This window comes from Prevotella sp. E15-22, from assembly GCF_023204875.1.
GTDB lineage: Bacteria > Bacteroidota > Bacteroidia > Bacteroidales > Bacteroidaceae > Prevotella.
The window spans coordinates 1,203,797-1,227,446 of the sequence record NZ_CP096247.1 but is presented as its reverse complement, the minus strand read 5'-3'; the positions used below and the strand labels follow the sequence as shown (position 1 = coordinate 1,227,446).

Genomic DNA, 23,650 nt, shown 5'->3' with positions numbered 1-23,650 from the left:
GGTTAAAAATTAAAACCGTACTTACTTTTTTACCTTTTTACTTTTATACTTTTATTTTTTTTAGTAACTTTGCACCCACAAAGTGTAAAAAATACCCGCATTATTTTTATACCAACCAATAAAGACAACAAAAAATGAAAAGAGACAACACCGTTTTTGAGTTGATCGAGAAAGAGCATCAGCGCCAATTAAAAGGCATCGAGCTGATTGCCAGTGAGAACTTTGTGAGCGACCAGGTAATGGAAGCTATGGGCTCGTACCTTACCAACAAGTATGCTGAAGGTTATCCTGGTAAGCGCTACTATGGCGGTTGCCAAGTGGTAGACGAAGTAGAGCAGCTGGCCATCGACCGCGTATGCAAACTCTTTGGTGCCGAGTATGCCAACGTGCAGCCTCACTCTGGCGCACAGGCTAATGCCGCTGTACTGCTGGCAGTACTGCAGCCAGGTGACACCTTCATGGGTCTGAACTTGGCACATGGCGGACACTTGAGCCATGGTTCATTGGTCAACACAAGCGGTATTCTCTATAAGCCCGTAGGTTACAACCTCGACGAAAAGACTGGTCGAGTGGACTACGACGAAATGGAACGTCTGGCATTGGAGCACAAGCCAAAGCTGATTATCGGAGGTGGCTCTGCATATAGTCGCGAATGGGACTACAAGCGCATGCGCGAGATTGCCGACAAAGTTGGTGCATTGCTTATGATTGACATGGCCCACCCCGCAGGCCTCATCGCAGCAGGTTTGCTGGAGAACCCTGTAAAGTATGCCCACATTGTAACCTCTACAACTCACAAGACCCTGCGTGGTCCTCGTGGTGGTATCATTCTGCTGGGTAAAGACTTTGATAATCCTTGGGGGTTGAAAACTCCTAAGGGTGAAATCAAGAAGATGTCCGCATTGCTGAACAGTGCAGTATTCCCTGGACAACAGGGCGGTCCTCTAGAGCACGTTATTGCAGCTAAAGCAGTAGCATTTGGTGAGGCTTTGCAGCCCGAGTTCAAAGAGTGGGCCAAGCAGGTACAGAAGAACGCAAAAGTGCTGGCCGACGAACTTATCAAGCGCGGCTTCACCATTGTTTCAGGCGGAACAGATAACCATTCTATGCTGGTTGACCTTCGCTCTAAGTATCCTGAGCTGACTGGTAAAGTTGCCGAGAACGCACTGGTTGCTGCCGACATCACCGTGAACAAGAACATGGTACCCTTTGACAGCCGTTCAGCTTTCCAGACTTCAGGCATTCGCCTAGGTACTCCCGCTATCACCACCCGTGGTGCTAAGGAAGATCTGATGGTTCAGATTGCGGCATGGATTGAGGAAGTATTGAACGACCCCACCAACGAGGAGGTTATTGCCAGCGTTCGCGCTCGTGTTAACGAAAAGATGAAGGATTATCCTCTCTTTGCATATTAAGAATCACTACTACTGATACTGCACTGGTTGACTCCTGTAGCTCAGGAGCACCAGCGCAGTTTTTTATCGACTAGCCAATAACTCTTACGATGAATCTAAAACGAATTATCTGCGCTACATCATGGTTCATGGCCATGACTGTTATGGTCACTGCACAAACATGGAGCGATGTTACTAACAGATTTATAACTAACCCTGCCTTCAACGACAACAGTAATGCCGGCTGGACATGGGAAAGCAATGCCAGTACGCAGGAAGTCAGAGTAAACTGCATTAGTTTTTATAATGGTGCCTTTGACCTTCATCAGCAACTTAAAGGATTGCCACGAGGCACCTATCGCATCAGCGTACAGGGCTTTTATCGCACTACCGACAACAACAGTGCGTATAATGCATACAAAAACGGAACAGAAGATATTACGGCTTACCTCTATGCCGGCCAGAATACTCAGAAGTTGACGAGTCTTTATAGTGCATCACTTGACTATAATGCAGCAAGTCGCTGCTACACCCCCGACAACATACATTACTATCCCGATGGTAAAGAGGCCTCGCTTGCAGCATTTGCCGAAGGACTGTACGTCAACACGTTGGAGTTTGAAGCCAATGGTGACGTACTAATCGGCGTAAAAACATCCGAGAACAAGAGCAACAACTACTGCGTACTTGACAACTTCAAACTGGAGTACAAGAGTCCTATAGGCCCCGATGGAAAAGCATGGATAGATATTACCAGTGAAGTACTTCAAAATCCCACCTTCGACAATAACAGCCAGGCTGGTTGGCAATGGGAAAGCCAAGCATCTTCACAGGCCGCCAGCGAAGAGTGTATGGAATTTTGGAATGGCACATTCAATATCCATCAAGATGTGAATTATGGTCAGAATGGTAAATATCGACTTTCTGTACAAGCCTTTTATCGTGTTGGCGACAATGATAATGGATATCAAAATTATCAGAACGGCACAGAGGATATTCCTGCCGTGATGTATGCAGGCGATACCCAACAGAAATTAGTAAGTGTTTTCTCGGAGCCATCAGACGAATGGATTGACGGTTCATGGAATGCCAGCTGGAATGGTCCATATTTCCCAGACAGGATGTGGGCTGCACGTGTGTGGTTTGACAATGGGAAATACTGGAATAGCATGGAGTTCGAATCGGATGGAAACTTCCGTATTGGGCTTAAGACGGACAGCTATCAAGGGAATAACTGGTGTATCTTCGATAATTTCAAATTAGAGTATTATGGTGATTGCACAAGAGTTTCCGATATCAGTGTCAATGCAAAAAACACCTCACTGGTAGTTGGAGAGACAACACAGGCCGTAGCAATCGTATCGCCAGCAGATGCCACAATAATCGATGTAGAATGGTTATCGAGTGACGAGAACGTAGCAACAGTAAGCGCAAACGGCCTCATCACGGCTCACAAAGAAGGAACAGCCAAGATTACGGCCAGAGCCATGGACGGATCGGACACTGAAGGCTCTATCGTCATTACTGTGATTCATAATCCTGCCAAGGCAGGTTCATTAATAATCAATGAAGTGATGGCATCCAACATTGACGAAATGATAAGTCCTGCCTTCAACTTTGATGGATGGATGGAACTTTATAATCCAACCGACAAGCCGGTAGAACTTGGTGGCATCAAGTTGAGTAATGGTGAGGGCGAATCATGGACCGTATCCAACGATATGGGTGCCGTTCCTGCCAAGGGCTATTTTACCGTATGGTTTGACAGCAATGACTTGAACCAACATCATGTTCCTTTTAAACTTGATGTAGACGGTGGAACCATTTCACTGAACACATCTACTGGCGCCGTTATTGACCAGTTAACCTACCCCACTTCTTTGGAACGCATTAGCTATGCTCGAAGTTCCGATGGAGCTGGCCAATGGGGATATACAGACACTCCTACGCAAGGCGCCTCAAATAATGGCATCAAGATAATGACGCAGCAGATTTCTGCGCCTGTTGTAGACCAGCCTTCACAACTATTCATGGGTTCAATCAACGTCAACGTGACCATCCCCAGTGGATGTACACTTCGCTATACCACAGACGGAACCCTACCCACACTAAATAATGGCATGACAAGTTACTCTGGACAGTTTCAAGTGAACTACACCAGTGTATTCCGTTTCCGTCTTTATGCCGACGATATGCTGCCATCACGTGTGACTACCCGCTCATATATTGAGCGCGACCGCGACTACTATCTTCCCGTTGTTTCAGTCGTTACCGACCCCACTTTCCTCTATAGCAAAGAGATTGGAGTCATGGAGAAAGGTCCCAATGGACGTCCTGGCAACGGACAAAGCGCGAATTGTAACTGGAACATGAATTGGGAACGCCCTGTGAATTTCTCTTATCTTGACGAAAACGGTGACATGGTTCTCAATCAAGACGTGAACCTTGAGATGTGTGGCGGATGGAGCCGCGCCTTTACCCCACATTCTTTCAAGCTGAAAGGCGACAAAGAGATGGGAGGCGACAAGAACCTACCCTACCCGTTCTTCACACAGAAGCCCTATATCCGTAACCGCACCCTGCAGATTCGTAATGGCGGCAACGACACCAGCTGCCGCTTTAAAGATGCCTCACTAGCCTATCTTGTTCAGACCTCAGGCATCGATGTTGATGTTCAGTCATATCAACCCGTCCATGAATTCATCAATGGCCAGTATATCGGTGTGCTCAACATGCGCGAGCCAAACAACAAACACTATGTCTATGCTAACTATGGCTGGGACGATGATGAGATTGACCAGTGGGAAATGTCGCCAGACTCAGGTTATGTACAGAAATGCGGTACGCCGGAGGCATATGAAGAGTTAGTAGACGAACTCTCGCCCAATGCTGCCGATGCTAACACTTATAAGGAAATATGCAACCTACTCGACATCGACGAGTTTACCAACTATATGGCCATCCAATTCTACTATGGCGGTAGTGACTGGCCTCGTAACAATGTCAAGTGCTTCCGCAATCGCGATAATGGAAAGTTCCGCTTCGTGATGTTCGATGTCGATGCGGCCTTCGACTATGGAACGGATGCTTTCCAGCAGTTCATGTGGAAGGAATGGTGGACATTTGATGAACTCTATCCACGTGGCACAGGTCGCATCCGCGACCATATTCGCCTGGTTACATTGTTCAAGAATCTCATTCAAAACGAGTCCTATCGCCGCAAGTTCATCGACACCTACTGCATCGTGGCCGGTAGTGTCTTTGAATGGGATCGAGTCAATCAGATTCTTCAGAACCTATACAACCGCGTGGAACCCGCAATGAATCTCAATGGAGGTTCTGCCTATAGTTCATATAATAACGTAAGAAACAACCTGAGCGGTCGACTAAACAATGCCATCACAGCCATCAAGAATTATGGTGATTTCGGTCTAAATAATGCTACTCCACGCAGTGTAGCTTTGAAATCTCAGTTGGAAGGGGCTGTCATCACCATCAATGGCATTGAACTGCCCACAGGTTCGTTTAACGGAAAACTCTTCAACACGCCTGTCATCAATGCAACAGCTCCTGCAGGTTATTCGTTCAAGGCGTGGGTAAAAGATGATGGCACCAGCTATTCTAGTCGTGCGGACATTCCCTTGCCCGATAGTGACATCAAACTCACAGCCACCTTCAATCAGTTGAGTGCAACTAGCAAACAAAAACAAGGGATTACTCCCGTTCGCATCAATGAGGTAAGCGGCTCAAACAACAGTCTTGTAGACGAATATTTCAAGAAAGGCGACTGGATTGAGCTTTATAATACCACAGACGAAGCCATCGATGTAGAAGGCATGTATCTCACAGACAACCTTGAGAAGCCCACGAAGTATCAGATTTCGAAAAATGGCACCAACGTTCAGACCATCATTCCTGCTCATGGTTATCTCATTGTATGGTGCGACAATAAACGAGCCACCACAGACCAAGGCCTCCATGCCACGTTCAAGATTGATGGCGACGGAGGTCAGTTGGCCCTCATGGCTGCAGACAAGAGTTGGACAGATACGTTTGTATATCCCGCTCACGATGCTAATACAACCGTTGGTCGCTATCCCGATGGAACGTCTAAGGTTTACACCATGAATGTAGCCACAATAGCACATGCCAATCGCCTGTCGTCGTACATGACAAAGGTAGACCAAACCATTATTAATGGTATTGAGAAACCAGTCATCGCCTCGGCCAATGGTTTGCGAGCTATCTATGGCAACAAACAAGTTATTGTCAAGAGCGAGGAAGACGGACCTGTAATGGTCAGCATATACAATGCTAGTGGCATGCTGGTTGAACAGACCTCTGCCATCATCAAGGGCGGACGTGCCCGTATTGATGTCAGCCACTTGGATACAGGTCTCTACGTGGCTCGTGCCATTAACGAAAGTGGCACCAGCGTTAGTTGCAAGTTTAGAAAATAATATAAAGGAATGAAAAAGATTGTTTTAATGTGTTTCGCTGTCATGATGCTGACAGCATGCTCATCTACAGAAGAAAAGCCCGCAGGCAATGGCAAGGCCGACGGTAAACGTTTTGCCCGCGAGATTCTTGCTGCTTATCAGGAGAACGATGTCGACCGCATGGAAGATGCAGTAGACGAGTTCTATGAATTCTATAAAGACCAGGACCCGAAAGTCACGCGTGACTTCTTTAATTCTTGGTTAGAGGAATTTCATGACATGGCCGCCGACCCCAAGAAAGTGGATGACTTTGAACGGTTTCAGAAGATGACACGCGAAGCGGACAAGGATGAGAAACTCAACGATCTATATGACAAAGTTATGGATTAACAAAGAAAGCGGTCAACAATAATGTTGACCGCTTCTTTGTTTCCTTATCCTTAAAACCTGATGAGTTGCCGCACCTCACTTTCGTCTACCAGCATTATCACTTTGCCAAATACACCTATTGTTATGGGCAACGTTCTGCCATTGATGTCTATCCACCCCACATTTGCCACGGTATAGTCGTTTACCGTCATATGGCTCCGCAGATACATCTGCGCCGTACCAACAGCCACCGCCTCTCCAGTTTCTTTTATCCCATTTAGATTTACTGCTTCTCCCAATTCGGCCAATCCTTCAGCACCTAAGTCCGCCAACATCTTCTCATCAACGCCTTCAATGCCCAAGTCAGCCAGTTTCTCTGCGCCAGCCTTAGCCAATCTCTCCGTCAGGTTGTCTTCACTCATTTCTTGTTCCACCACGGTCTGTACCAATCCTGTCACAGCCTCATAGTGTTTCTGCTCGTCTGGTTTGGTGAATATCATCACCACCAGCACAACACCCAGTAACAGAGTTACAATAATAAAAGCATGCTTCATTTTCTTCAGTTCTTTAGTTATTCTGTGCGCAAAGATACTACTTTTATTCGAGAAACGACATACTTACATAAGAAAAGTATATCATTCAGAACAGCTAAACAATATGAATAATCATTCCTCGACAATCATTTTAAAGTCGCACCATCCATAAGAGGCTGCATAAGCATCGCGCGAGCCATGAGGCACATAGAGCGTAGCCGTTGTATTGAAAAAGGCAATATAACCACACTGTGGCGGTGTGATGCTCTGAACATGAACAGCCTGAAGACGAGGACAATGAAGAAAAGCGCCATCCCCTACAGAGGTAAGTCCCTGAGGCAAGGTAACCTCTGCGAGGTCAGGGCAGTCGGCAAAAGCCAATGTACTGATGTGCGACATGCCAGCAGATAGTGTCACACTGGTAAGTCCACTGCATTCAGAGAAGGCTCCAGTGCCTATCTGCTCTATATTGTCCGGAAGAACAAGCTCTGCCAATCCTTCGCATCCACAGAAAGCATAGTCGGCAATAGAACTGACAGTGGATGGAATCACAGTAGCCACACAGCCATAAACCAGTTTATCGTCGCAAGAACGGATTATTGCATTGCAATTGTTACGTGAATCGAATACGGAGTTGCTCTCGTCTATCTGGATAGTTGTTAGATTTGTACAGAAATTGAAAGCATTTGTACCTATATATCCCACCTGAGAAGGAATGCTCAGCGATGTGATGCTAGAGCCAAAGAAAGCTAAATCTCCAATGGAACGTACCTCTTGAGGCAGGCAGACCACTGTGAGTGAGTCGCAACGATAATAATAGCGATCAGCAATCTCTGTAACATCCGTAGTGGTGGAAACATGTTCTTCATAGCTATCATCGTAGGCACATGCGGAAAATAATGCCAAAGGCATTGAAAGTATCGGGTATAGTAGTTTATTCATGTTCATAAGCATCAGTATTTAGATTATGTATCAGGTTAGATTAATTAGTAGTATTATCATTTGCAAATATATGAAAAGAAATGTTATTTTGCAAATAAAAGGACATAAAAAAATAGCTTTATTGCACATTGTATGCTTGTTGTGCAATAAAGCTATTAAAATATGAAGGATATGACTACTTTATCTCAACCTTAAGAGGCTGACGGATATTACGCATAGTCCAGTCAATGCGTTGCTGCCATTCTGCTTGTGTACGAACATCAAATTTTGACCATGCAGAACCAAAATAATAGGTATATGGCTCGCCAGAGTAATTATCCACAATACCTAAGGCATGGCCTACAGCACCGCTATCCACTTTCTTAAACTGTTTGACGACAGTTTCGCTGACACCATTGGGGAAAAGCGCTCCCACAAAAAGCTGGCAGTTATTCACAGGAATATTATCGGTGGGATCAGCATAGTGTACATAGTCCTTTGCCAACACCACGTTATTGCGATCTTCCTGATGCACCACAACACCAGCCGCCAACTCCACAGTAGTTGTGAAGCCATCGTAATTCACAGTGGTCTTATTGAAATTAGATCCTTTATCAAGAGTAATAACGCGATGTTCCGTAATGGTATCCTCGCCTATCACAGTGGGGTTGTAGTCAAGTCGCACAGAAAAGCGCAGTGGACCCATATCGAGCACCTTATAACTCTTAAAGCAATAAGGATAGACCAATTCATCATCAACAACCAAAGCCGGAGTGCCACATCCAAGCGTAGCCCCTACTCTATAAAGGTCGGAACCACGTCCGTGATCATTATGATAAGAGTTTAGTCGATAAAGCGAATCACCACGCTGACGATTCTCCTTACGCAACTTCTCAACAGCAGGCATCATCACAACATCCTCTATCCAATAGCGTTGATCGAGCACCAACTCAGGTGTATTCTTTGTCCACACATCCACACCATAACTTTTCTCGCCTGTTTTCTGCAGGGCCGGTCCATACACGCGATAAGCACCGCGATCGTTCTCCCAGGCAAAGTCATCCTTTCGTTCAGGAAAGATGCGACCATAGCAAACGGTCTTATATACTTTTGGTGTGCCACGACGAATGGTGAAAGTCTGAGTGCCCTTGGGACGAACGCCGGCTTCTATGAGTATTGTTTTATCAGATGACAACTGATATGGCACCTCTAGCCCACCAGCATCATAAACTATAAATTGACGACCTCCCAATATGTTCAGGCGATTATAAATCGTATCGGCAGGAAGTTCTACAATCTGTTCACGATACTCGTTAGAGGGATTATTGATGGTGACTTTCACCGTCGCACGATTACCTTTCATGAGATTCTCATAGCGCAGATGCTCGCAAGCAGCCAACAGGAAAGCACCTGTCCCAAAGTTAGCCTGCGAACGGGCATTAACCGTCTTTGTTGGGTCTGGTTTCTCACCGATAGGCTGAACATAACCGACACTCCAATCAGGCTGAAGAGCAGTAGTGACCAGATACTGCCATGCTTTGGCAACAACGGGTTCAAAGGTAGAACGATTAAGAATACCATTGTTCATTCCCCACAGTAAGCCATAGGTAAAAAAGGCCGTACCTGAGGTCTCTGGGCCAGGAGCATCCTCTTCGCAAAGCATCGAACGGCTCCAATAACCGCCAGGACGTTGCACACGCGCCACGCCTTCAGCCAGTTGTCGGAAACGCAACTCAAAGAAATCACGGTGTTTGTAGTCCTTTGGCATATCACTCAGCACCTTAGCCAATCCGGCCAATACCCATCCATCACCGCGAGCCCAAAAACTCTTACCGCCATTGCAGGCAGTCTTGACCTTAGGCCATATATATTTTGCGTCGCGATAATAGAGTTGCTCGTCTTTATCGAACATCAGGTCATCGCTCCACTTGAAGTTATCATAGAGCTTATCCAAGTATTTCACGTCGCCTGTAGTCTTATAGAGTTTCGTCATGACAGGCATCACCATATAAAGTGCGTCGGCCCACCACCAGAAATCATTCTGGGGCTGACGCACCTCATAGTCCATCACTTCCAATGCACGGGCAATTTTATAGTCATCTGGCTGCATCTCATAAATATCAAGATAGGTCTGAAAACAGATTTGCCAGTCACCAAAGAGAACATAATCCTGACCTTCGCCATAATTAGCATATTTCCACTTCGAAGGATCCTTCTCGCGAGCACCCTGCCAAAGATTATGACGAGCCCAAGCATCACTATAACTCAGCCAGCGAGCATTGCCCAGAAGCTTATAAGCCTCCATGTTACCAGTATGATAAGCGGCCTCGTCCCAGAACGAGCGCACTTCAGGCCGGTGGGTCGCTTGCCACTGATCGTTGACTTTCGTGATAATCTCGATGGTTGAGGGTGGTTTTGGCACCACTTTCTTTTTTCGTTTGGCATCGGCCGTGCAGCACAATGTCAAGACAAGGAATAGTAGGGTTAGTTTTTTCATATACTGTAGTTTATTTCATATTCTCATTGAAGAAGTTAACACACTGACGGTACAGGTGATTACGAGTGTTGCCACCAAAGATACTGTGGTTACGATTGGTATACACCAACTGACGGAAGTCCTTGTCTGCCTGCACCAGAGCCTCAACATACTCAGCCGTGTTCTGATAGTGCACATTGTCGTCTGCAAGTCCGTGACATATCAGCAATGCTCCATGTAACTTATCTACACGTGCCATAGGATTCACCTCATCATAACCAGAAGCATTCTCTTTTGGTGTACGCATAAAGCGTTCCGTATAAACTGTATCATAGTAGCGCCAACTTGTAGGGGGCGCAATGGCAATACCACAACAGAACACAGGACGTCCTTCTGACATAGACATCAAAGTGTTCCATCCACCGTAAGACCATCCCCAGATAGCGATATGGTCTTTATCGACATACGACTGACGTCCTAGCCAGAGGGCTGTTTCTACCTGATCAAAGGCCTCCTTCTCGCCCAAACGCAGATAAGTACATTTCTCGAAATCAACACCACGTCCGCCTGTGCCACGATTATCCACACATACACAAACATAGCCCTGCTGACAGAGATACTGCTCCATGATGGCGCCATTGCCACTCATGCCTATTCCCCAGGCATTCTTCACTTGCTGTGAACCAGGACCACCATATTGGAACATCACCACAGGGTACTTCTTGTTTGCGTCAAAGTTCTTGGGTTTCACCATATAGCCATAAAGCGTGGTTCCCTCACTCGTCTGGAAAGTAAAGAACTCCTTAGTGCCCATATCGAAAGAGGCATATTTCTCTGCAGCTTTCTTGTTGTCAATAAATGTAGTAACAGTCTTGCCTTGATTATTACAAAGCGAATAGACTGGCGGTGTATTCGCGTCACTCCACGTATGAACGAAGTTTTTCAAATCGTTCGAAAAGATTGCCGAGTTCCATCCACTCTTTGGTGTCAGGCAGTCTGTCTTTCCGTTCTTATGACTCACGAAAACCTTTTTGTCGGTAGGGCCGTTATTAAGGGCCGCATAATAAATATCGCCTGTTGCCTCGTCATAACCATAAACGTCGGTTATCACTCCCTGCTGTACTGTGCGCTGCAATTGCCCATTTAATCCATAAACATAGATACTATTGAAACCTGAACGCTCGCTGGTTAAAACAATATGCTTATCGGTGAATACGAGGTTGGCAAAAACATTCTCGTTAATATACTTATCAACCTTATCATCGATGACCTGCTGGCAAACAGTTGACATGGGGTTAGCCATAAACACTTTCAGATTATCCTGATGACGATTGAGGGTAAACACAGCAATTTTAGTGGGATCACTAGTTGCTTTGATGCGTGGGATATAGCCATCGGCATCAAGAGGAAGTTGCATGGTACGTGTCTGATGACTCTTAATATCATAGCTCATCACCTTTACCTTCGCATTATCCTCACCAGCCTTGGGGTATTTATAAGTATAGAAGCCAGGATATGTTGAATACTCCTCACGAACAGGTTTCATTCCCTTAAAAAGGGGCATGCTATATTGTTTAACGCTGCTCTCATCATAACGAACCCAAACAATCTGTTTGGAATCGGCACTAAAAACTAATGAGGAGTTAAACGAGAATTCTTCTTCATTGACCCAATCTGGCAAACCATTAATAACTTCATTAAATTTACCGTCCTTTGTCACCTGACTTTCAGAATTGTTATAAAGTAACTTAACAAGAAAGATATTATTGTCACGTACAAATGCTATCTGCGTACCATCGGGACTCCATACGGGAATCTGTTGAGGCCCCCCATCACTCAAGGGCTCCAATTTATTGTTCGCAATGGTGAAGATATAGTAAACGGCTGTGAACGAATGGCGATAGATGCTCTTTGTTTGCGTTTGAATAAGCATCGTACGACCATCCGGACTCATCGAATAGCCGTCCACACGCTCTATTTTAGCACCTCTTGCCTTGCTCGCATCAAAAAGTACGCCCGTTTGCTTACCCGTTTTAAACGAGAACTTTACGATCTGCTTTCCATCGGCAGATATCTGCGTATAACTCTCTCCATCACTCAAGGGTTCCACACCAATCATTGATTCAGTGCGAAATGTTCCATCCGTGAGATTCTTTAAACTCAGTTGCTGGCCTGCCAGTACCGTTGTAGCAGTCATAAAAAGGACTGCACCAAGATAAATTATTCTTTTCATACGGTGCAAAGATAAAAAAAAATCCCCACATGACGTAGGGATTTACATTTTTTATCCTAAAATGCAACTATATCAATGATCCGAAAGGAGTTGCTCGATAGTCAGCTCCGGATGACGAGCCATCTTATCGGCCACACGTTTCACTCCAGGATGAGTAAAGACATTACGTCCCATCGCTTTGTTTACCACATACTGGATACGTGACATATGAACATCTCGCAGATTTGCGGAATCACGTTCTTCAGCTGTCAAGGGGAAATGGCCTAGGAGGTAAAAACCTAAGCAGTCAGGAACGATATACTGACGGGTCATCATTCGCCTTTGCTGTTCACTATAACCGTATTTCAAATAGATGGGATAATCACGTCCTAAATATTTATCGAGTGAGATGCCCAACATTGAATCACCCACCACAACACTCTGATCCAACGAACTAATCTGGGTATAAATATGAGGGACGGTCAACCCTGGCACCATCTTCACCAAACGCTTAAAGGCTTGAGTAAGGTCTTTATTAAGATCACTTACATCGTGGTACTGATCTTCCACATCAAGCATCAATGTTTGTAGAGTGCTGTCCTGAAAGAAATATAAAAAGCGCGTATTGATATCCGGTTCATCTACAAGTCCCAATTGCAACACGTCTTCTATCAGCGTGCGAGTTTCAATTGGATAGACAGTCTTCATCTGCTGTAATGCTGCAAAATCGCCTGTCGTCAAAAACAAACGTTCTGCCCTATCAAAACGTGCCAAAACAACCTCTTCTGAGTTTGAATGCTCAACAGTAGGCTGCAATTGCCACTGACAACCAATACAAGCCATCAGGATAAAGAAAACTATAATATATATGTTTCGCACGTGGGCAGAAATGTTTTACTTATGTTAAATTTGAATGCAAAAATACTAAAATATCTTGAATTAACCAAATTTTAACCAAATTTTCTTTAATAAATATGTTATTTTGAAATCTATTTCTGTATTTTTGCAAAAATGAAAACAGAAAGAATGAAACAAATATTATTGCCTCTTATGCTATGCGCAGCACTAGCAACGCAAGCTCAGAAAACAATCACCATCAAAGTAACCAACCCCATAAATAAAGAACGCACAGACATTCCCGTTGTCATCAACCTGGCATCGTATGGCGAAGTATGTTCTGCCTCAGTGAAGGCTAACAACCAAGAGATTCCTTATCAATTGGACGATTTAAACAATGACCACACTTTTGACGAACTATGCTTTCTAGTAGACCTAAAAGGCAAGGAAACAAGAGACTATGAGGTAATACTACTAAATGAAGGGAAACCGCATACCTATCCCCCACGCGTTTATGCCGAAATGGTGGTGCGCAACGAGAAAGTGAAACAGAAGAACAAACACGATAACTATATCAATGCCATCACCGCTAATGGCAACGTCAACTCTTACAACATGCTACATCATCATGGAGTAGCTTTTGAAAGTGAACTCAATGGCATTCGTATCTATTTCGACAAACGACAAACACTAGATCTATATGGCAAACGCTACAAACGCCTTGAAATAAAGGACACACAGTTCTACACCCAACCCGATCAAAAGACTGCTGGTTATGGTGATGATGTATTATGGGTAGGCAATTCATTTGGATTGGGCGCCCTGAGAGGATGGAATGGCCAAGAACCCACCATGATAGAACCAGTAAAAACACGTTCTCAACGCATACTCGCAAATGGTCCATTGCGTACTATTATCGAAATCAATGATTACGATTGGACACTACCCGTTTCGAAGAAAGATGCCGAGATAACCATTCGCTATACCCAATATGCCGGTCATCGCGACACCGATGTTGACGTATCTATTATCAACACTTCCGATCATACAACAGACATTGAGCCATTCTCTACTGGCATCATTAATATTAAAGGATCTGTAGAATACAGCGACCATCATGGACTTCGTGGTTGCTGGGGTACAGACTATCCTGCTAGCGACACCATTAACTGGAAACGCGAGACGGTAGGACTAGGAATTTTCATACCAAAAGATTACTTAGACAGTGAGATACCCGCCAACAAAGACAACTATACTTTTGTCATAAAGTCGAAGTGTAACAAGCTATCATACAAGATTGCATATACGTCTGACAACGAGGACTTTGGACTACACAGCGCAAAGGATTGGTTCGCATGGCTTAAAACTTGGCGTCGCGAGATAGAAAACCCCATCAAAATCGCCATACAATAAGCACAAGAACAGAAAACTTCACAGTCTTTTATTCTACATGCATTAAAGCTGTCATTACCATATCACTCACGAAGAGTCCCTCACGTGAGAGACAGAGACGTGTCCCATCTTTCACCAACAAGCCATTCTTAACAAAAGTTTGAGCTTGCGCTAAACAGTAGCTTCGATAATCTTCGGAAAGCTTGCTCACATCAATACCTTCACATGTACGGAGAGCTGTCATCACCATCTCATTATAAAGATTATCAGGTGTCAGTACCTCCTGTTCCGCCACACATTTATCCTGCTCAACTCCTTCAATGTATTGGCGAATGTCCGCAACATTCCACTGACGGGTACTTCCATCAAAAGAATGCGCAGCCGCTCCTAGTCCCAAGTAAGGAACCTGGCGCCAATAGCTACTATTATGGCGCGAACGATAACCAGAACGAGCAAAATTACTAATTTCATAGTGCTCGTAACCCGCACTATTGAGACGGTCTTTTAACGTATAATACATCTGCCGTTCCAATTCCTCGTCAACCTTACTCACATCACCATTTTCCAGCATTCGAGACAGCGATGTTCCTTCCTCGTACTGTAAAGAATAAGCCGAAACATGTTCCACATCGAGAGCCAGGACAGCATCGATATCACGCACCCATTCTTCCATTGTCTCATTGGGGAAACCATACATCAAGTCGACACTGATATTTCCAATACCAATCTCCCTAAGTAAACGAACTGCCTGAGACACCTGGCCAGCACTATGACGACGCCGTAAGAAACGAAGTCGTTCGTCACTAAAAGTCTGTGCGCCCATAGACACACGATTCACAGGCAGTTCCGATAAAGCTTCAGCAAAGGATGGAGTCACATCATCAGGATTCACCTCGATTGTCACCTCCTCGGCAGAACCTAACACATGAAAAATTTGTGCCAATTGTCTGGGTTCAAGTTGGGAGGGTGTCCCTCCACCTATATATATAGTGCGCACGCGTTCCTTTATATAAGACGAGCGTGCATCTGCTTCCTTACAAACAGCATCAACATAGCGCTGCCTAAGAGTCAATGATGTCTGTGAATAGAAGTCGCAATATATACAACGACTCTTACAAAATGGTATATGAACGTATATTCCTGCCATAACGGGCACAAAATTACTAATTTTGTTTAATTTCCAAGAAAAATCTTTGGTATTTTCGTGGAAAATGCTTAATTTCGAACCCACAAAACAATTTAAACCGATAACACCTAAAATTATAGAAGTTATGAAGATCTATCAAACCAACGAAATCAAAAACATTGCATTGCTTGGCAGTGCGGGTAGCGGCAAGACTACTCTTGCCGAAGCAATGGTCTACGAAGCTGGCATCATTAAGCGCCGCGGTAGCGTAGAAGGTAAGAACACCATGAGCGATTACTTCCCCGTTGAGCAGGAATATGGCTACTCGGTGTTCTCTACTGTTTTTCATGTAGAATGGAATAATAAGAAACTGAATATCATTGACTGCCCAGGTTCTGACGACTTTGTAGGTGGCGCCATCACCGCCCTCAACGTTACCGACCAGGCTGTTATTCTGATTAATGGTCAGTATGGTCCTGAGGTTGGCACACAGAATGCCTTCCGCTATACCGACAAACTACAAAAGCCCGTTATCTTCTTGGTGAACCAACTGGATAAAGAGAATTGCGACTTCGATTCTATCCTCACCAACATGAAGGAAATTTACGGTGAGAAGTGTGTTCCCGTGCAGTATCCTATTGCCACAGGTCCCGATTTCAATGCCGTAATTGATGTGCTTCTGATGAAGAAATATTCATGGAAGCCTGAAGGTGGTGCTCCTATCATTGAGGAGATTCCTGCCGACCAGATGGAGAAAGCAAAGGAGTTGCACGCTGCCCTCGTAGAGGCAGCTGCTGCCAATGATGATACACTGATGGAGAAATTCTTCGAGAGCGAGAGTCTTACTGAAGACGAAATGCGCGAAGGTATCCGCAAGGGTCTGGTAACCCGCTCCATCTTCCCCGTGTTCTGCGTCTGCGCAGGCAAAGATATGGGCGTGCGCCGTCTGATGGAGTTCCTGGGCAATGTTGTTCCTTTCGTGAGCGAGATGCCTAAGGTACGCAACACCCGTGGCGAAGAGGTCAATCCCGATGCCGCAGGCCCTGCATCACTCTATTTCTTCAAGACTGGCGTAGAACCTCATATCGGTGAAGTACAGTATTTCAAGGTAATGAGCGGCTCCGTGAAGAGTGGCGACGATCTGACCAACTCAGACCGTGGTTCTAAGGAACGCATCGGCACCATCTATGCTTGTGCAGGCGCCAACCGTATTCCTGTTGACGAACTCAAGGCAGGCGATATCGGTTGCACAGTTAAACTGAAGGATGTAAAGACCGGCAACGCTCTCAATGGCAAGGACTGCGAGTGGCGCTACGACTTCATTAAATATCCCAACTCTAAGTATTCTCGTGCCATCAAGGCCGTCAACGAGGCCGAGACCGAGAAGATGATGGTAGCCCTGACCAAGATGCGTCAGGAAGATCCCACATGGGTTGTTGAACAATCAAAGGAATTGCGCCAGATTATCGTTCATGGTCAAGGTGAGTTCCACCTGCGCACCTTGAAATGGCGTATGGAGAACAACGAGAAGATTAAGATTGAGTATATCGAGCCTAAGATTCCATATCGTGAGACCATCACAAAGATGGCACGTGCCGACTATCGTCACAAGAAACAGTCTGGTGGTGCAGGTCAGTTTGGTGAGGTTCACCTGATTGTAGAGCCTTATGCTGATGGCATGCCAGATCCCACTTCATTCAAGATTAACGGCCAGGAGTTCAAGATGAACATCAAGAGCAAGGAAGAAATCGATTTGGATTGGGGCGGCAAACTCGTATTCATCAACTCGGTTGTTGGTGGTGCCATCGACATGCGCTTCATGCCCGCCATCCTGAAAGGTGTGATGGAACGCATGGAACAGGGTCCGTTGACAGGTTCTTACGCTCGCGACGTGCGCGTCATTGTTTATGATGGCAAGATGCACCCCGTTGATTCTAACGAACTTTCATTTATGCTCGCTGCACGTAACGCTTTCAGTGCAGCCTTCCGCGAGGCTGGTCCTAAGGTACTGGAGCCCATCTATGATCTTGAGGTCTATGTACCTGCCGACTATATGGGCGACGTGATGAGTGACCTGCAGGGACGCCGTGCCATTATCATGGGTATGGACTCTGAGGCAGGCTATCAGAAACTCTCTGCCAAGATTCCTTTGAAGGAGCTCTCCAACTACTCTATCGCACTAAGCTCTATCACTGGCGGCCGTGCATCGTTCACCACCAAGTTTGCCTCTTACGAACTGGTGCCCAACGATATTCAGCAAACACTTATCAAAGAGCACGAGGCAGAACTCAAAGACGAAGATTAAACAAGCCATTTACACTTTCAAAAACAGGAGCAAAGGCACATCTTTGTTCCTGTTTTTATTTTCATAATTAAAACTATAAACAATCATTTTTGTTAATCCAAGTTAATTTTAACCAAAATCATTAACTAATTCAGCCCTTGAATTCTATAATTATTTATCTTTGCAACCAACAACAAAACATAGAAGCGAAATGAAGAAATCAACAATATGGACTATCGCCATCATCATGGGTCTCTCATTCTTGGGACTGCTCTACATGCAGATATCCTATATTGAAGAGATTGCAAAGATGAAGAAAGAGCAGTTTGACGAAAGTGTAAACCGTTCGCTTTATCAAGCCTCACGCAACTTAGAGTTGAACGAGACCTTACGTTACCTGGAAAAAGACGTCAATGATGTGGAACGCCGGGCTGTAACTCAAGACTCCGTCATCGTCAATGGTCTTGATGGCAGCATACAACATGCGCATCAATTCTCTGTATCGGCAGAAGACGGAACGTTCTACTCGGCTTTCGAGCTCAAGACCTTTGCAACAAAGCCAGCGAACACACCAAAGGCAATGATGATGCGCACAGACAAAGACCAGCTGTCTGAAGCTACTAAAAGCTTACAGGAAGCCGTACGCACACGCTATGTATATCAAAAGGCCCTACTCGACGAAGTAGTATATAACATTCTCTACACAGCAAATGAAAAGCCTCTCAAGGAGCGTGTCAACTTCAAGCTCCTGGATCAGGACATCAGCGTGCAGTTACAAAACAGTGGCATTGACATGCCATATCATCTTGCCGTTCTCACTGCCGATGGTCGTGAAGTATATCGTTGTCCAGACTATTCCACCAAAGGCGAACAGTGGAGCTATTCACAGACACTATTCCGAAACGACCCCTCAACAAAGATGGGCGTGGTTCGAATCCACTTCCCCGACATGGACTCATACATCTATTCGAGTATCCGATTTATGATTCCTTCCGTTATCTTCACTGTTGTGTTGCTCATTACATTCGTATTTACCATCGTCATTATCTTTAGACAAAAGCGTTATACAGAGATCAAGAACGATTTCATTAACAACATGACACATGAGCTTAAGACTCCTATCAGCAGCATATCACTGGCAGCCCAGATGTTAGGAGATGAGGCTGTCACCAAAAGTCCTTCAATGATGAAACATCTGAGTACAGTTATTGGTGATGAGTCGCGCCGTTTACGCTTCCTCGTAGAAAAAGTTCTTCAGATGTCAATGTTCGATCGTAAGTCAACATCCTTTAAGAAAAAAGAGCTTGACCTCAATGAACTTTTAGAGCAGACCTCTGCCACATTCAATTTGCGCGTAGAGCATACCGGAGGCAAGATTACGACAGAGATTGAGGCGATTGATTCAGCCATATTTGTGGACGAAGTACATTTTCAAAATGCCATCACCAACCTACTGGACAATGCGGTAAAGTATCGCAAGCCAGACCAACCCGTCAACATTCACATTCGTACATGGAACGATGGAGACAATCTTTGCTTCAGCATCAAAGACAATGGTCAAGGTATTAAGAAGGACAGCGTCAAGAAGATTTTCGATAAATTCTATCGCGTACACACAGGCAATGTTCACGATGTGAAAGGCTTCGGATTGGGCTTGGCATATGTCAAGGAAATTATCAATCTTCATGACGGAGAGATAAAATGTGAAAGTGAATACGGAAAGGGTACGAAGTTTACAGTTACGCTACCCGTTCTTAAAGAAGATTCCGAATAATAATTAAAAACATCGATATTAATAAATTTAAAGAAGAAAGGAAAAAGTTATGGAAGACAAACTGAAAATCTTGCTTTGCGAGGACGACGAGAACCTCGGTTCATTGTTGCGTGAATATCTGGCTGCTAAAGGCTACGAAGCAGAACTATGCCCCGATGGCGATGCTGGTTTCAAGGCTTTCATGAAAACCAAGTTCGACATCTGTGTACTCGATGTCATGATGCCCAAAAAAGACGGATTTACTTTGGCACAAGAGATTCGTTCTGCCAATGCAGAAATCCCCATCATTTTCCTCACTGCTAAGACTTTGAAGGAAGATATTCTCGAAGGTTTCAAATTGGGAGCCGACGATTATATCACCAAGCCCTTCTCAATGGAAGAACTTGTATTCCGTATTGAAGCAATACTTCGCCGCGTACGTGGTAAGAAAAACAAGGAGTCTACCGTTTACAAGATTGGTAAGTTCATATTCGACACCCAGAAACAGCTACTCTCACTTGATGAAAAGCAAACCAAGCTCACCACAAAAGAGAACGAGCTTCTGGCCCTCCTCTGTAGTCATGCCAACGAGATTCTGCAGCGCGACTTTGCTCTGAAGACCATTTGGATTGACGATAACTATTTCAACGCACGTTCTATGGATGTATACATCACCAAGTTGCGCAAGCACCTAAAGGACGATCCTCAGATTGAAATTATCAACATCCACGGAAAAGGTTACAAACTCATTACACCCGAGGAAGATTAATACAATCACAATACAACAAGGAGCCTCAAAAGTTTTTAACTTTTGAGGCTTTCTTTTTTAAATATGCTTAATCTTGATTTAATTTTATTATCTATAAGGTTTTCTAAGAAAAAACAAATAGTCTATTGTCAGAATTATTAATAAATTTGCAATCAGAAATCAAACAATAGACCAAAGGATTATGTCAACGAGATTGATCATCATTTTATTACTCATACTGGGCTATGCAGAAATAAAAGCCCAGCGACGATTAGTCGTTATAGACATCGAGACTATGAAACCGATAACCGAAGTCAACATAACAACAGAGAGCGGGATATGGCATTCCGATTCCCTTGGCTATATAACCATTCCAGAAAGTAGTAAGACATTAATTTTTAGCCACGTTAATTATGAAGAGAGGTTAGTTAATTTAAGTGAACTTCGAGATACCGTATTCCTTATCTCAAAACTATTAAACCTAAAAGAAGTCATAGTCTTTGGTAAAGATAAGCAACAACACGACTATCGAAAACTGAATGAAAAGATGCAACCAGACACAAAAGAATTACAAATGGTTGCAGCAGGAAAGAACATGAACGGAGGGCTGAATCTGCTAGGATTAATCAATTATCTTTTTCCATCAGAAAAGAGATTATCAAAAAAGGAAAAGAAAAAGAAAAAACTCAAGGAAATACTGGATAAATACTAAATAAAAACACATTGTCTCATTAAAACTCAAAAAAAGTCTTATTTTAGCGCTGTTTCGAATTAATTTCGTACCTTTGCATGCAAATTAATTAAGATTCGACAAATAAAAGACGAGATGAGAAAATGGTTTATCGGATTCCTATGGACCCTGCTAGCTATCATCGTGTTAGGAACAGCAGGCTGTTTTTGGGCAATCTCTGAAGGAAAAATAGGCTATATGCCCCCCATTGAGGATTTACAAAATCCTATTAACCGCTATGCAACACAGGTATATTCTGCCGATGGCGAGTTGATGGGCACTTGGAGTATCAGCAGAGAGAATCGCGTGATGGTACAGTATTCCGAGTTGTCGCCTTGGCTCATCAAAGCATTGGTGGCCACAGAAGATGCACGATTCTACGAGCATTCTGGTATTGACTTCTATGCCCTTGGCCGCGCTATCGTTAAGCGTGGAATCATGGGACAGAAGAATGCTGGTGGTGGTTCAACTATCACCCAACAGTTAGCCAAGCAACTATTCTCCGACGTTGCTCACTCTACCATGGAGCGTGCACTTCAAAAGCCCATAGAATGGGTGATTGCCGTGAAGTTAGAGCGTAACTACACGAAGGACGAGATCATCACGATGTATCTGAACTACTTTGACTTCTTGCATAATGCTGTAGGCATTAAGACTGCAGCCAACACCTATTTCTCAAAGGAGCCATCAGAATTAACCATCACCGAAGCAGCCACACTGATTGGTCTTTGCAAAAATCCCTCATACTTCAACCCCGTGCGCTATGAAGAACGTGCACTGGATCGTCGCAACGTGGTACTGAATCAGATGTTAAAGGCCGAGTATATCACTCCTGAGCAGTATGACAGTTGCTGTCAGGTCCCCATGAACCTGAAATTCCACGTCGCCGACCACAACGACGGCATTGCCACCTATTTCCGTGGTTTCCTTAGTCGATACATGATGGCGAAGCGACCAAACAGAAGCGACTATCCAGAATGGAACTATGTGAAATACGTCATTGACTCACTGAACTGGGAAACAGATCCATTGTGTGGATGGTGCAACAAACACACCAAGCGCGATGGCTCAAATTACAACATCTATACAGATGGATTAAAAGTCTATACCACCGTCGATTCGCGCATGCAACGCTATGCCGAAGAAGCATGCTACGAGCACGTGGTAAAAGGACTACAACCAGAGTTCAATAAAGCCAATAAGTCAAAACCCAACGCTCCATATTCACGAAATCTGTCGAAAGAAGAAATCAAAAAGATTCTTCAGCGCAACGTACGCCAATCAGAACGCTATCGTGTTATGAAGAATGAAGGCTATTCTGACGAGGAGATAAACAAGTCCTTTAACACGCGTATACCCATGACCATTTTCACCTATCATGGCGAAGTGGACACGATTATGACCCCCATGGATTCTATACGCTATTACAAATCATTCCTGAGAACAGGCTTCTTCAGTATGGAGCCACAGACAGGTGCCGTCAAAGCCTACGTAGGAGGTCTGGATTATCAGCATTTTGCCTACGACATGGCCACAGAGGGTCGTCGTCAGGTTGGTTCAACCATCAAGCCCTTCCTTTATTCATTGGCCATGGAAAATGGTATGACTCCATGCGACGAAGTACCCAACGTACAGGAAACCTACATGGTTGCAGGACAGCCATGGACGCCACGCAATGGCAGTCGCGCTCGCTATGGCGAGATGGTATCGCTGAAATGGGGTCTGCAACAGTCTAACAACTGGATATCGGCCTACCTCATGATGCATCGCCTTACCCCCGAAGGCTTTGTCACCTTACTTCGTAACTATGGCATCATGAACCCCGAGATACACCCCTCACCAGCCCTTTGCTTGGGTCCATGCGAGATTACCGTGAGCGAGATGGTTAGTGCCTATACAGCCTTTGTCAACCACGGCATCCGTTCGGCCCCCATGTACGTAACACGTATCGTAGATAATGAGGGCAACGTTCTTGAGGAGTTTAAACCCAGGATGAACGAGGTTATCAGCGGAGAGAGTGCCGACAAGATGCTCTATATGCTACGAGCCGTGGTCGATGGTGGCACGGGTGGCCGTTTGCGTTTCCGCTACAACCTGACTGCCCCCATTGGCGGAAAGACAGGTACCACCAACTCCAATAGTGATGGATGGTTCATGGGAGTCACGCCCAACCTCGTTTCAGGTTGTTGGGTTGGCGGCGACGACCGAGATATTCACTTTGATTCCATGCTCTATGGACAAGGTGCATCAATGGCCCTGCCAATCTTTGCGCTATATATGAAGAAAATATATGCCGACAGTCACCTGCCCTATACCCAGGAAGATCAGTTTGACATGCCTGCAGATTTCGACCCCTGCAATCGTGAAGACGACATGGAACTGGTAGACGATGCAGGTGCTGACGAACAAATCATTAATCAAATATTCGAATAGCCA

At 44.8% G+C, this 23,650-nt stretch carries 15 protein-coding genes; 9 read left to right on the top strand and 6 right to left on the bottom strand.

The window, feature by feature from the left end; genetic code table 11:
* Positions 1–134 precede the first annotated feature (134 nt).
* From glyA to M1D30_RS04855, 3 genes are all read left to right on the top strand, one after another.
* Positions 135–1,415: a serine hydroxymethyltransferase gene (gene glyA / locus M1D30_RS04865; RefSeq protein WP_248506853.1), complete on the top strand. Its 1,281-nt coding sequence runs from the start codon at positions 135–137 to the stop codon at positions 1,413–1,415.
* Positions 1,416–1,504: 89 nt separating this feature from the next.
* Positions 1,505–5,854, top strand: coding sequence for a lamin tail domain-containing protein (locus M1D30_RS04860; protein ID WP_248506851.1), 4,350 nt, complete (start codon positions 1,505–1,507; stop codon positions 5,852–5,854).
* A gap of 9 nt (positions 5,855–5,863) precedes the next feature.
* Complete coding sequence (locus tag M1D30_RS04855; protein WP_248506849.1) at positions 5,864–6,223, top strand: hypothetical protein; 360 nt, start codon at positions 5,864–5,866, stop codon at positions 6,221–6,223.
* A gap of 50 nt (positions 6,224–6,273) precedes the next feature.
* Here M1D30_RS04855 and M1D30_RS04850 read toward each other — a convergent pair whose 3' ends face one another.
* The 5 genes from M1D30_RS04850 to M1D30_RS04830 form a co-directional block, all read right to left on the bottom strand.
* Entirely contained in the window at positions 6,274–6,756 is a 483-nt protein-coding gene (locus M1D30_RS04850) for a hypothetical protein (protein ID WP_248506847.1), read from the bottom strand.
* Between the two features lie 111 nt (positions 6,757–6,867).
* The gene (locus M1D30_RS04845) at positions 6,868–7,677 is read right to left on the bottom strand and encodes a leucine-rich repeat domain-containing protein (RefSeq protein ID WP_248506845.1); all 810 of its coding nucleotides are present in this window, start codon (positions 7,675–7,677) and stop codon (positions 6,868–6,870) included.
* A 175-nt stretch (positions 7,678–7,852) separates the two neighbouring features.
* Positions 7,853–10,153, bottom strand: coding sequence for a DUF4861 family protein (locus M1D30_RS04840; RefSeq protein WP_248506843.1), 2,301 nt, complete (start codon positions 10,151–10,153; stop codon positions 7,853–7,855).
* 10 nt (positions 10,154–10,163) lie between these two features.
* Positions 10,164–12,365, bottom strand: a complete 2,202-nt coding sequence (locus tag M1D30_RS04835) for a S9 family peptidase (protein ID WP_248506841.1) — start codon at positions 12,363–12,365, stop codon at positions 10,164–10,166.
* Positions 12,366–12,437: 72 nt separating this feature from the next.
* Entirely contained in the window at positions 12,438–13,187 is a 750-nt protein-coding gene (locus M1D30_RS04830) for a gliding motility protein GldB (RefSeq protein ID WP_248506839.1), read from the bottom strand.
* Positions 13,188–13,370: 183 nt separating this feature from the next.
* Here M1D30_RS04830 and M1D30_RS04825 point away from each other — a divergent pair, with 183 nt between their 5' ends.
* Positions 13,371–14,594: a DUF4861 domain-containing protein gene (locus M1D30_RS04825; protein WP_248506838.1), complete on the top strand. Its 1,224-nt coding sequence runs from the start codon at positions 13,371–13,373 to the stop codon at positions 14,592–14,594.
* Positions 14,595–14,622: 28 nt separating this feature from the next.
* Here M1D30_RS04825 and hemW read toward each other — a convergent pair whose 3' ends face one another.
* A complete protein-coding gene (hemW, locus tag M1D30_RS04820) occupies positions 14,623–15,720 on the bottom strand; it encodes a radical SAM family heme chaperone HemW (RefSeq protein WP_248506836.1) in 1,098 nt (365 codons plus the stop codon).
* Positions 15,721–15,844: 124 nt separating this feature from the next.
* On the opposite strand from hemW, the gene M1D30_RS04815 reads away from it, so the two are divergent.
* From M1D30_RS04815 to M1D30_RS04795, 5 genes are all read left to right on the top strand, one after another.
* Positions 15,845–18,004: a translation factor GTPase family protein gene (locus tag M1D30_RS04815; RefSeq protein WP_248506826.1), complete on the top strand. Its 2,160-nt coding sequence runs from the start codon at positions 15,845–15,847 to the stop codon at positions 18,002–18,004.
* A gap of 190 nt (positions 18,005–18,194) precedes the next feature.
* A complete protein-coding gene (locus M1D30_RS04810; protein ID WP_248506825.1) occupies positions 18,195–19,757 on the top strand; it encodes a sensor histidine kinase KdpD in 1,563 nt (520 codons plus the stop codon).
* Positions 19,758–19,806: 49 nt separating this feature from the next.
* A complete protein-coding gene (locus M1D30_RS04805) occupies positions 19,807–20,505 on the top strand; it encodes a response regulator transcription factor (protein ID WP_248506823.1) in 699 nt (232 codons plus the stop codon).
* 274 nt (positions 20,506–20,779) lie between these two features.
* Complete coding sequence (locus M1D30_RS04800) at positions 20,780–21,196, top strand: hypothetical protein (RefSeq protein WP_248506821.1); 417 nt, start codon at positions 20,780–20,782, stop codon at positions 21,194–21,196.
* A gap of 114 nt (positions 21,197–21,310) precedes the next feature.
* The gene (locus M1D30_RS04795) at positions 21,311–23,647 is read left to right on the top strand and encodes a transglycosylase domain-containing protein (RefSeq protein ID WP_248506818.1); all 2,337 of its coding nucleotides are present in this window, start codon (positions 21,311–21,313) and stop codon (positions 23,645–23,647) included.
* The last annotated feature ends 3 nt before the right edge of the window (positions 23,648–23,650 follow it).

Excerpts from the sequence above, each read along its gene's own strand:
- M1D30_RS04810 (WP_248506825.1), top strand. The coding sequence starts at position 18,195 with ATGAAGAAATCAACAATATGGACTATCGCCATCATCATGGGTCTCTCA.
- M1D30_RS04830 (WP_248506839.1), bottom strand. The coding sequence starts at position 13,187 with ATGGCTTGTATTGGTTGTCAGTGGCAATTGCAGCCTACTGTTGAGCAT.
- M1D30_RS04825 (WP_248506838.1), top strand. The coding sequence starts at position 13,371 with ATGAAACAAATATTATTGCCTCTTATGCTATGCGCAGCACTAGCAACG.
- M1D30_RS04860 (WP_248506851.1), top strand. The coding sequence starts at position 1,505 with ATGAATCTAAAACGAATTATCTGCGCTACATCATGGTTCATGGCCATG.
- M1D30_RS04845 (WP_248506845.1), bottom strand. The coding sequence starts at position 7,677 with ATGAATAAACTACTATACCCGATACTTTCAATGCCTTTGGCATTATTT.
- glyA (WP_248506853.1), top strand. The coding sequence starts at position 135 with ATGAAAAGAGACAACACCGTTTTTGAGTTGATCGAGAAAGAGCATCAG.
- M1D30_RS04795 (WP_248506818.1), top strand. The coding sequence starts at position 21,311 with ATGAGAAAATGGTTTATCGGATTCCTATGGACCCTGCTAGCTATCATC.
- M1D30_RS04850 (WP_248506847.1), bottom strand. The coding sequence starts at position 6,756 with ATGAAGCATGCTTTTATTATTGTAACTCTGTTACTGGGTGTTGTGCTG.
- M1D30_RS04855 (WP_248506849.1), top strand. The coding sequence starts at position 5,864 with ATGAAAAAGATTGTTTTAATGTGTTTCGCTGTCATGATGCTGACAGCA.
- M1D30_RS04805 (WP_248506823.1), top strand. The coding sequence starts at position 19,807 with ATGGAAGACAAACTGAAAATCTTGCTTTGCGAGGACGACGAGAACCTC.
- M1D30_RS04800 (WP_248506821.1), top strand. The coding sequence starts at position 20,780 with ATGAAACCGATAACCGAAGTCAACATAACAACAGAGAGCGGGATATGG.
- M1D30_RS04815 (WP_248506826.1), top strand. The coding sequence starts at position 15,845 with ATGAAGATCTATCAAACCAACGAAATCAAAAACATTGCATTGCTTGGC.
- hemW (WP_248506836.1), bottom strand. The coding sequence starts at position 15,720 with ATGGCAGGAATATACGTTCATATACCATTTTGTAAGAGTCGTTGTATA.
- M1D30_RS04840 (WP_248506843.1), bottom strand. The coding sequence starts at position 10,153 with ATGAAAAAACTAACCCTACTATTCCTTGTCTTGACATTGTGCTGCACG.
- M1D30_RS04835 (WP_248506841.1), bottom strand. The coding sequence starts at position 12,365 with ATGAAAAGAATAATTTATCTTGGTGCAGTCCTTTTTATGACTGCTACA.